This is a genomic window from Methylosinus sp. (assembly GCF_036560965.1).
Taxonomy (GTDB): Bacteria; Pseudomonadota; Alphaproteobacteria; order Rhizobiales; family Beijerinckiaceae; genus Methylosinus.
The window spans coordinates 37,324-46,477 of the sequence record NZ_DATBQF010000019.1 but is presented as its reverse complement, the minus strand read 5'-3'; the positions used below and the strand labels follow the sequence as shown (position 1 = coordinate 46,477).

The 9,154-nt window shown below is 65.9% G+C and carries 8 protein-coding genes; 4 read left to right on the top strand and 4 right to left on the bottom strand.

Features of this window, described 5'->3' with window-relative positions; translation table 11 throughout:
* Window positions 1-27 precede the first annotated feature (27 nt).
* Entirely contained in the window at window positions 28-1,413 is a 1,386-nt protein-coding gene (gene argH / locus VIF40_RS06105) for an argininosuccinate lyase (RefSeq protein WP_331936633.1), read from the bottom strand.
* Between the two features lie 22 nt (window positions 1,414-1,435).
* Here argH and tlpA point away from each other — a divergent pair, with 22 nt between their 5' ends.
* Together tlpA and VIF40_RS06095 are read left to right on the top strand one after the other, a co-directional pair.
* Window positions 1,436-2,110: a thiol:disulfide interchange protein TlpA gene (gene tlpA / locus VIF40_RS06100; protein WP_331936632.1), complete on the top strand. Its 675-nt coding sequence runs from the start codon at window positions 1,436-1,438 to the stop codon at window positions 2,108-2,110.
* A gap of 11 nt (window positions 2,111-2,121) precedes the next feature.
* On the top strand, window positions 2,122-2,694 hold the full coding sequence (locus tag VIF40_RS06095) for an NUDIX hydrolase (RefSeq protein ID WP_331936631.1): 573 nt from the start codon (window positions 2,122-2,124) through the stop codon (window positions 2,692-2,694).
* Window positions 2,695-2,871: 177 nt separating this feature from the next.
* Here the strand turns inward: VIF40_RS06095 and grxD are convergent, their stop codons facing one another.
* The 3 genes from grxD to purL form a co-directional block, all read right to left on the bottom strand.
* On the bottom strand, window positions 2,872-3,213 hold the full coding sequence (gene grxD, locus VIF40_RS06090; RefSeq protein ID WP_331936630.1) for a Grx4 family monothiol glutaredoxin: 342 nt from the start codon (window positions 3,211-3,213) through the stop codon (window positions 2,872-2,874).
* Between the two features lie 74 nt (window positions 3,214-3,287).
* The gene (locus VIF40_RS06085; RefSeq protein WP_331936629.1) at window positions 3,288-3,518 is read right to left on the bottom strand and encodes a BolA/IbaG family iron-sulfur metabolism protein; all 231 of its coding nucleotides are present in this window, start codon (window positions 3,516-3,518) and stop codon (window positions 3,288-3,290) included.
* Complete coding sequence (purL, locus tag VIF40_RS06080) at window positions 3,499-5,736, bottom strand: phosphoribosylformylglycinamidine synthase subunit PurL (RefSeq protein WP_331936628.1); 2,238 nt, start codon at window positions 5,734-5,736, stop codon at window positions 3,499-3,501. Before purL ends, VIF40_RS06085 begins: the two co-directional genes overlap by 20 nt.
* A gap of 364 nt (window positions 5,737-6,100) precedes the next feature.
* On the opposite strand from purL, the gene VIF40_RS06075 reads away from it, so the two are divergent.
* Together VIF40_RS06075 and VIF40_RS06070 are read left to right on the top strand one after the other, a co-directional pair.
* A complete protein-coding gene (locus VIF40_RS06075; protein WP_331936627.1) occupies window positions 6,101-7,816 on the top strand; it encodes an OmpW family outer membrane protein in 1,716 nt (571 codons plus the stop codon).
* Between the two features lie 182 nt (window positions 7,817-7,998).
* Window positions 7,999-9,105 carry a DGQHR domain-containing protein gene (locus tag VIF40_RS06070; RefSeq protein WP_331936626.1) on the top strand — a complete coding sequence of 369 codons (1,107 nt, stop codon included), beginning with the start codon at window positions 7,999-8,001 and terminating at the stop codon, window positions 9,103-9,105.
* Window positions 9,106-9,154: the final 49 nt, after the last annotated feature.

Genomic DNA, 9,154 nt, shown 5'->3' with positions numbered 1-9,154 from the left:
GCCTTAGGCCGAGGGCGCTGCTCTCTCCTACTTCTTCGCCAATTGCTTCAGCCAGCGGCGCGCCTGCTTGCGCACATTCTCCGGCGCCGTGCCGCCGTAGCTCGTGCGGCTCTTCACCGATTTCTCGACGCCGAGCACGTTGAACACATCCTCGGTGATGCGCGGCTCCACCGCCTGCATGGTCTCCAGCGGCAGCTTCTCGAGGCCGACATTGCGCTCGGCGGCGATTCCGACGATGCGGCCGGTCACATGATGCGCCTCGCGGAAGGGCAGCCCCAGCGCGCGCACCAGCCAATCGGCGAGATCGGTGGCGGTGGCGTAGCCCGCGCCCGCAGCCTTGCGCATGCGCGGCCGATCGACGCTCATGTCGCGCACCATGCCGGCCATCGCCGCCACGCAGAGCGCGAAATTGTCGAGCGCGTCGAATGTGCCTTCCTTATCCTCCTGCATGTCCTTGGAATAGGCCAGCGGCAGGCCCTTCATCACCACCAGCATCGCCTGCAGCGCGCCGATGATGCGTCCCGTCTTGCCGCGCACCAGCTCGGCGGCGTCGGGATTGCGCTTCTGCGGCATGATGGAGGAGCCGGTGGTGAATTTGTCGGAGAGCGCGACAAAGGCGAATTGCGAGGTCGTCCACAGCACGATCTCCTCCGCGAAACGCGAGAGATGCGTCGCCGCGATCGCCATCGCGGCCAGCGTCTCCAGCACGAAATCGCGATCGGAGACGCTATCCAGCGAATTCGCCGTCGGCCGCGCGAAGCCGAGCGCCTTGGCCGTCTTCTCGCGATCGATGGGGAAGGAGGTGCCGGCCAGCGCGGCGGCGCCCAGCGGCGATTCGTTGAGCCGCGTCCGCGCATCGGAAAAACGCCCGCGGTCACGCGCCAGCATTTCGACATAGGCGAGCAGATGATGGCCGAAAGTGACCGGCTGCGCCGATTGCAGATGGGTGAAGCCGGGCATCACGCTGCCGGCCTCCTCCAGCGCCTTCTCGGCGAGGGCGAGCTGGAGATCGGCGAGCTGCGCGTCGATGTCGTCGATCGCGTCGCGCATATAGAGGCGGAAGTCGGTCGCCACCTGGTCATTGCGCGAGCGCGCCGTGTGCAGCCGCCCGGCCGCCGGGCCGATGATGTCGGCGAGGCGGGACTCGACATTCATATGAATGTCCTCGAGCGCGCGCGAGAAGGCAAAGCGCCCCTCCTCGATTTCGCCGCGGATTTGGTCTAGACCACGCGTGATGGCGGCGGCGTCCTCGGCCGAGACTATGCCGGTCTCGGCCAGCATGGCGACATGCGCGAGCGAGCCCCGCACATCCTGTGGGCCGAGGCGCTTGTCGAAATCGATGGAGACGTTGATCGCCTCCAGAATCGCGTCGGTTGCGCTCTGAAAGCGGCCACCCCATATTTTGCTCGTCATAACTCCTCGCGGAACAGGATCGATGACCGACCAGATGGAAAGCTCCAGCCGAGGCAATCTGCCGAAAATCGCGGGCGCGACTCTCGTCGTCGCCGCCATAGCCGGCGTTCTATACGTGAACGGCGGCTCTAGCGGCAAGACGAGCGCTGTGAGCCAGGCCTGCGCCGCCTCACGCGAGACGTCGCAGCGCGTGTCGGCGCTCGCCAAGGGCCAGGTCGCGGCCATGGCCATCGCCAACGCGCCCGAGCCCATGCCGGACGTGACCTTCACCGGGCCGGACGGAAAGCCGCGCAAGCTCGAGGATTTCAAGGGCAAGACCGTGCTGCTCAACCTCTGGGCCACTTGGTGCGTGCCCTGCCGCGGCGAGATGGCCGCGCTCGACCGTCTGCAGGCGGCCGCCGGCTCGGAAAAGTTCGAGGTGGTGACGATCAATGTCGACACCTCTCGCCTCGAACGGCCCAAGGCGTTTCTCGGCGAGATCGGCGCGAAGAATCTCGCCTATTACGCCGACCCCAAGGCGGAAATCTTCTTCCAGCTGCGGCAGAGCGGCCAGGCGCTGGGCCTGCCGACGACCTTCCTCATCGACGGCTCGGGCTGCCAGATCGGCCTGATGCAGGGACCGGCCAATTGGGATTCCGAAGAGGGCCGCTCGCTGGTGACGCGCACGGCGGAGATCTCGTCCAGACCCACGCCCTGAGGACGCGCGACTTGACCGACGATATTTTGCGGCCCTGGGAGGTCCGCTCCTCGCAGACGCTCGTGAAGGATTCATGGCTCACGCTGCGCGCGGATCATTGCGTGACGCGGCGCGGCGTCTCGCTCGATCCCTATTATGTGCTGGAATATCCCGACTGGGTCCATGTCGTCGCTCTGGACGAGGAGGACCGTCTGCTGCTGGTCTGGCAATATCGCCATGGCGCCGGCGTCGCGTCGCTGGAGCTGCCGGGCGGCAGGCTGGATGCGCATGAGAGCGACCCCATAGCCGCCGGCGCGCGCGAATTGCTGGAGGAAACCGGACACGCCGCGCCATCATTGCGACATTTGGCGCGTCTGTCGCCCAATCCGGCGAGCCACTCCAATTGGCTCCACCTCCTCTACGGCGAGGGCGCGAGAGAGATAGCGCCTCTGAAACTCGACAGCGGCGAGGACATTTGCGTCGAGCGCATCCCATGGCGGAAGGCGCTGGAGCTGGCGCTCGGCGGCGGGATCGTCAACAGCCAGCATGTTGGGCTGCTGGTCATCGCGCTCGCCCGGTCCAAGGGCGTCGACATCGGCGGTTAGGCGCTCCCGTCTCTAGATCGCGGGAGACGGCGGTCCCGCGAAGCGAGTCGGATGAGCGCTCGTCCCACGTCGCGCTGATCGTAATCGAAAGAGGGCCGGCCTCTCGGCTCCCGACCCTCATCCGACCCGGCTCCGCCGGGCCGTCCTTCTCCCGTAAACGGGAGAAGGAGCGCCGCGTCAGGCCTTGGCCGTCTGGGCGTGGGCAATGCCTTCCTGATCGAGCAGAGCGGTCAGCTCGCCCGACTGGTACATCTCGCGGGTGATGTCGCAGCCGCCGACGAACTCGCCCTTCACATAGAGCTGGGGAATGGTCGGCCAGCTGGAATAGGCCTTGATCCCGTCGCGAATGGCAGGGTCGGCGAGCACATTGACGCTCTTGAACGGGACGCCGATCTGGCCGAGAATCTGGCAGACCTGCAAGGAGAAGCCGCATTGCGGAGCGGCGGGCGTGCCCTTCATGAACAGCACGACTTCGGCGCTGTCGATCTCGTTCTTGATCACGGTTGTGGTGTCGGACATGGGATTTCCTTTCGAGCGGAATTCAAGGTTCCGTTGCAGGCGGCCCGGCGAGCCCCGCCGGGCGCAGAAACGATTTATAGAGCGATCGTCGTCAACGCCAAAGCATGCAGCTCGCCGCCGAGGCGCTCGCCGAAAGCCTTGTTGACCATCTGATGCTGCTGCACGCGGCTCTTGCCGCGAAACGACTCCGATTTCACCGAGGCGGCCCAATGATCGCCGTCGTCGACGAGCGCGGTGATCTCTATCACGGCGTCCGGAATCGCCACCTTGATGAGACGCTCGATTTCACTTCTTTGCATCGCCATTTGCGCATCGACCTCCTGGAGCCTCGGCGAAGGCGCCGTCCATTCCGGCCATATAGGCCGGCAGCGGCGCCTCCTGCGCATGTTGCATATCACAAAGCAATATCGGCGCCTCACCGGGGAGATGCAACTCGTTTCCGCCGGTCACGCCGAGGGCGAGGACCGCGACCCCCGCCGCCTTCGCATCCTTTTCGATCGCCTCCGCCTCGGCGGGCTCGGCCACGATCAAGCAACGCGCCTGGTCCTCGCCGAACAGAACCGCATGGGCGGGCCCCGCGGGCAGGCGCGCGATCGTCGCGCCGACGCCGCCGGCGAGCGCCATTTCCGCGAGCGCCACGGCGAGCCCGCCATCCGAGAGATCATGGGCGGCGAGCGCCCGCCGCTCGAGCACGAGGGCGCGGACGAAATCGCCATTGCGCTTCTCGGCCTCGAGATCGACCGGCGGCGGCGCGCCGTCGCGACGACCGCAAAGATCGCGCAGATAGAGCGACTGGCCGAGCCAGCCTCTCGTCTCGCCGATGAGCAGGATGGTCTTGCCGCCCTCGGGCAGGGCGATGGTCGCGGCGAGCGCCACATCGGAGATCACGCCGACCCCGCCGATGGCCGGCGTCGGCAGAATGCCGGCCCCCTGCGTCTCATTGTAGAGCGAGACATTTCCCGAGACGATCGGGAAGTCGAGCGCCCGCGCCGCCTCGCCTATGCCTTCGAGGCAGCCGACGAGCTGGCCCATGATCTCGGGCTTTTCGGGATTGCCGAAATTGAGATTGTCGGTGAGCGCCAGCGGCTGGCCGCCGCGCACGGAAATATTGCGCCAGGCCTCCGCCACCGCCTGGCGGCCGCCCTCCGCCGGATCGGCCGCGCAATAGCGCGCCGTCACATCGGTGGTCAGCACCAGGCCTTTACGCCCCTCGCGGATGCGGACGACGGCGGCGTCGCCGCCCGGCGCGCGCACCGTATTGCCGAGGATCAGATGATCATATTGCTCCCAGACCCAGCGCTTGGAGCAGAGGTCCGGCGTCGCCAGCAGGGCGAGCAGCGCTCGAGCATTGGAGTCGACCGGCGCGATCGAAGCCGCATCGAGCACCGGCGGCTTCGGCGTCGGGACATGGGGCCGGTCATAGACCGGCGCCTCGTCGCCGAGCTCCTTGATCGGCAGATCGGCCTCGACGACGCCCTTGTGCTTGACCACGAAGCGCAGATTGTCGGTGGTCTTGCCGATGATCGCGAAATCGAGCCCCCATTTCCGGAAGATCGCCTCGGCCTCTTGCTCCTGCTCGGGCTTCAGCACCATGAGCATGCGCTCCTGGCTCTCCGAGAGCATCATCTCATAGGCGGTCATGCCCTCCTCGCGGCAGGGCAGCGCGTCGAGATCGAGCTCCACGCCGAGATTGCCCTTCGCGCCCATCTCCACGGCGGAGGAGGTGAGGCCGGCCGCGCCCATGTCCTGGATGGCGATGACGGCGCCCGAGGCCATCAGCTCGAGACAGGCCTCGAGCAGCAGCTTCTCCGAGAAGGGATCGCCGACCTGCACGGTCGGGCGCTTCTCCTCGGCGTCGGCCTCGAAGGAGGCGGAGGCCATGCTGGCGCCGTGAATGCCGTCGCGTCCGGTCTTGGAGCCGAGATAGACGATCGGATTGCCGACGCCGGCCGCCGCCGAATAGAAAATCGAATCGGCGCGGGCGAGGCCCACAGCCATGGCGTTGACGAGAATATTCCCGTCGTAGGATCGGTCGAATTCCGTCGAGCCGCCGACCGTCGGCACGCCGAAGGAATTGCCATAGCCGCCGACCCCGGCGACGACCCCGGCGACGAGACGCCGCGTCTTCGGATGCGCCGGCTGGCCGAAGCGCAGTAGGTTCAGACAAGCGATCGGCCGCGCGCCCATCGTGAAGACGTCGCGCAATATGCCGCCCACGCCCGTCGCAGCGCCTTGATAGGGCTCGATGAAAGACGGGTGGTTGTGGCTCTCCATCTTGAACACGCAGGCGTCGCCGCCGCCGATGTCGATGACGCCGGCGTTCTCGCCCGGACCCTTGATGACCCAGGGCGCCTTGGTCGGCAGCTTGCGCAAATGAATGCGCGAAGACTTGTAGGAACAATGCTCGTTCCACATGGCCGAGAATATTCCGAGCTCGGTGAGGCTCGGCGCGCGGCCAATCAGCGCGAGAATGCGCTCGTATTCCTCTTTCTTCAGCCCATGCGCCAAGGCCGCCTCGAGCATCGTCTCTCCCCCGCCGAACGCGGCCTCGCCGCGGACTTCGGCTCTTGTTGTGGCAAGTCGAATTGTCGCAGCCTCGACCGAGCTTCTTAAGCGGCCGTTCGCCGGCGATCTGCCGCGATTCTCCCGATTTGGCCCGGAAAGGCCGAAGAATCCGGCGGTTCGCCCTCCGATTAATAGGATCGCCGCGCGATGGCAACAGCAGCGGCCTGTTGCCAAAGAGTCACAGCCGCCGAGAAAGAATTGTGAGACGCCGCAATCTTTGATCTAGGTCAAGTCCTTCCCAGGAAAATCGGAGCAATTTGATCCCGACTCGGACAAGAGCGCGCTTCGCGCCGGTCCTAAGAGCAATTGACGGGGGAGCCTGATGAGAAGTGTTTTGCGCGGCGCGCTCGCCGCATCCGTGTTGACCGCAGCGAGCGCTACGGCTCAGGCTGCCGATCTTCCCTCGCTGAAAGGGGCGCCGCTGCCGCCGCCGCCGCCGGCTTTCAGCTGGACCGGCCTCTATGGCGGCATCAACATCGGCTATGGCTTCGGCGACTCCAGCCGGGAGACGGGCGGGCTCGGCTATATTTCGCCCGGCTCGCTGGCTCCCGCCGTGCCGCTGGGCTCCGCCTGGGGCGCCTCGCAGGATCTGCATGGCGTCATCGGCGGCGGACAGGTCGGCTATAATCATCAGGTCAACCCCTGGCTCGTTCTCGGCCTCGAGGCCGATATTCAGGCCACAGACGTGGAGAGCAAGGCGAAATCCGGGGTCGGCGTGTTCGACGCCACGGGCGCGCATCTGCAGACCGCCGATTCGACCAAGGCGGTCGACTGGTTCGGCACTGTCCGCGCCCGCGTCGGCTTCACTCTGCCGTCCATGCCCAATCTGATGGTCTATGGCACGGGCGGCTTCGCCTATGGCCAGGTGATCCACAATGTCGGCTTCGCCGATAATTTCGCCAGCGCCGCCGCAGCGGGCTTCGCCGGAGGCGCCGTCGGCCATGGCTATTCCGACGACACGCGCACCGGCTGGACGGCGGGCGGCGGCGTCGAATGGTCGCCCATCCCGAACTGGTCGGTCAAAGCCGAATATCTCTATGTCGATCTCGGCTCGACCAACGCCAATTCCGTCTCTCTGAACGGCGGCACGGCGGCGATCCTCGGCGCGACGACGCCCGTCTTCGCCGCGACGCAGAATTCGCCGACCCGCTTCCACAATGTCCGCGTCGGCCTCAACTGGCACTTCGACCCCTTCGCGCCCGGCCTCGTCGCGCGCGCCGACGGCCTGTCGTCGCTCAAGGAGCCGCCGCCGCCGGCCTTCGTCGACAGCTATCAGCCCTTCCAGGTTCGCCTGAAGGTCGGCAGCCTCATTCCGCTGGACGGCCACGGCACTGTCTATGATCAGGGCATCGGCCATCCGGCGCTCGGCTCCATCGGCCGCCTCGCGGGCCTCACCGGCGCGAATGGCGTGATCGCCGGCGCCAGCACCAACACCTCGACGTCGATCGTTCCCATGCTCGACGTGGCCTATTACCTGACCAAGAACTGGGCGATCGAGGCGATCTGCTGCGTCGCGCCGCATCACATTCAGGGCACGGGCACCATCGCCAGCGACTTCGCGCGCGCCTGGGTGTTCCCGCCGTCCCTGATGGCGCAGTATCACTTCACCAATTTCGGCCAGTTCCAGCCCTATCTCGGCGTCGGCGCGAATTTCACGGCCTTCTGGGGCACGCGCGTCAACAACGATGTCTGGGGCATCCCCTTCGCGGCGGGCTCGACGCTGGCCGGTCTCGGCCTGCCCGGAGCGCTCGCCACCTTCCAATGGGCGACTGTCGCTCCCTCTTGGGGCGTCGTCGGCCAGGTCGGCTTCGACTATATGTTCAACGAGCATTGGGGCGTGAACGTCGACGTCAAATATGTCGGCGTTCATCCGATGGTTCACGCGACGGCCGTCGCTTTCGTGCCGGGGGCGGCTGTGCTCGGCCCGATCTTCGTTCCGGTCAAAGTGTCGCTGCCGATCAACCCGCTCGTCGTCTCGGCGGGCGTCACCTATCGCTTCGGCGGCGGCCTGCTGCAGCCCGTGCTCGCCAAATATTGAGCGGCCCGCAAATCGAGACAAATCAAACCGGCTCCGAAAGGGGCCGGTTTTTTTGTCGGGCAGACTGCGATTCGCCTTGTTCTTTGCCGCCTCCTCGCTAGGATTCGGCCAGTTACGTGTTCGATTCGGTGCAATGCGACGATTCGCCGGCCTCTCCGGCGCGTTTCCCGAAGGATCAGAACATGGAAAATCCGATCGACGCGCCCTCCTCCGATCAGTCCGAGCCGAGCGAGGTCGAGCCTGCGCTCGAAGCCGCGCTTCCCGGCGCGCGCGACGAGGAGACGGATGCTCCGCGAGAGAAGATCGAGGCGGGCTCCGCCGCGGCCCCTGCTCTGCTCGTCACCCAGGGCAAGCACCGCTTCTACTCGCTAGTCTTGCCGAGCGATCTGCTCGCCGCCACCTGCGCGGTGGAGGCGCGGCTCGAAAATCCCATCGATGGATTCCAGCGGCTGCTCGACAAGAAGCGCGCGAGAGAGATCGCCGACTATGTCGACAGCGGCTTCGGCAGCGTGCCGAGCGCGATCATTCTCTCCGCCCAGCCGCGCGCGCAGCTGCATTTCGACCGCAAGAGCGGCGAGTTGACCTTCCTCAAGGACCCACGCTCCTTCCTCATCATCGACGGGCAGCATCGCGTCTATGGCTTCAATCTGGCGGCCAAGAGCGTCAAAGTGCCGGTCGTCGTCTACAACAGGCTGACGCGCGCGCAGGAATGTCAGCTGTTCATGGACATCAACACCAAGCAGCGCCCGGTCCCGCCGGAGCTCCTGCTCGACATTCGCCGCCTCTCCGAATCGGAGACCGAGGCCGACGCGCTGCTCCACAATGTCTTCGACCTGTTCTCGACCGATGAGAAAAGCGTGCTCGCCGGCCTGCTCAGCCCCTCGGAGCGGCGCAAGGGCAAGATCTCCCGCGTGACCTTCAACGCCGCGCTGAAGTCCATCGACGGCGCCTTCGTCGACGCCTCGGCGCAGGACGTCTATCAGGTCCTCAACGCCTATCTGCGCGCCTGCCTCAATGGCCTGCGCTATCACGGGCTGGAGGCGAATATCGCCAATCCCGCTCTGTTCAAGGCGCTGGTCCTGCTATTCGCCAATGCCGCCGAGCGCGTCTCGGACCGCTATGGCGGCCGCTACACGACGCAGAATTTCGAGGATATCGTGGGGCCGTTCTTCCGCAAGCTGAAGAAGAGCGAGCTGCCGAAGCCGGCGACCGGGCATCTCGCGCTTTATGAATATTACCGGAAAGCGCTGAGCTCGGGCTTCTCGCTCAAGCAATGGCTGTTCGCCTGACGGCGCGAGGCTGAAGGCTCGAGATCCGGGGCAATGGACCGCGAGCCTT

Coding starts and splice junctions, on each gene's coding strand:
- argH (WP_331936633.1), bottom strand. CDS start 1,413: ATGACGAGCAAAATATGGGGTGGCCGCTTTCAGAGCGCAACCGACGCG.
- tlpA (WP_331936632.1), top strand. CDS start 1,436: ATGACCGACCAGATGGAAAGCTCCAGCCGAGGCAATCTGCCGAAAATC.
- VIF40_RS06070 (WP_331936626.1), top strand. CDS start 7,999: ATGGAAAATCCGATCGACGCGCCCTCCTCCGATCAGTCCGAGCCGAGC.
- grxD (WP_331936630.1), bottom strand. CDS start 3,213: ATGTCCGACACCACAACCGTGATCAAGAACGAGATCGACAGCGCCGAA.
- VIF40_RS06075 (WP_331936627.1), top strand. CDS start 6,101: ATGAGAAGTGTTTTGCGCGGCGCGCTCGCCGCATCCGTGTTGACCGCA.
- VIF40_RS06085 (WP_331936629.1), bottom strand. CDS start 3,518: ATGGCGATGCAAAGAAGTGAAATCGAGCGTCTCATCAAGGTGGCGATT.
- purL (WP_331936628.1), bottom strand. CDS start 5,736: ATGCTCGAGGCGGCCTTGGCGCATGGGCTGAAGAAAGAGGAATACGAG.